This is a genomic window from Alsobacter soli (genome assembly GCF_003004785.1).
GTDB classification, from domain to species: domain Bacteria; phylum Pseudomonadota; class Alphaproteobacteria; order Rhizobiales; family Beijerinckiaceae; genus Alsobacter; species Alsobacter soli.
The window spans coordinates 1-329 of sequence record NZ_PVZS01000091.1 but is presented as its reverse complement, the minus strand read 5'-3'; the positions used below and the strand labels follow the sequence as shown (position 1 = coordinate 329).

General features: G+C 75.1%; 1 protein-coding gene. It reads left to right on the top strand.

Going from position 1 to position 329, the window contains the following annotated elements; translation table 11 throughout:
* A partial coding sequence (locus SLNSH_RS24400; protein ID WP_245422478.1) for a sugar phosphate nucleotidyltransferase occupies positions 1-329 on the top strand: 329 nt, incomplete at both ends.

The following is a 329-nucleotide window of genomic DNA, read 5'->3' as shown; positions in this document are numbered from 1 at the left end:
ACCAGCGACGAGTTCCGCTTCGTGGTGGCTGAGCAGTTGCGCGAGATCGGCGTGGAGGCCGAGATCGTGCTGGAGCCGCAGCCGCGCGACTCCGGGCCGGCGGTCGCCGTGGCGGCCGTGCTCGGGGCGCAGCGCCACGCGCGCCAGCTCGTGCTGGTGCTACCCTCCGACCACTACATCCCGGACGGCGAGGCCTTCCGCGACGCCTGCGAGGGCGCCGCCAAGGGGGCCCAGGACGGCTACGTGATGACGCTCGGCGTCCGGCCGACGGCGCCCGCCACGGGCTACGGCTATATCCGGGCCGGCAAGGCCACGGGCTCGGGCGAGGC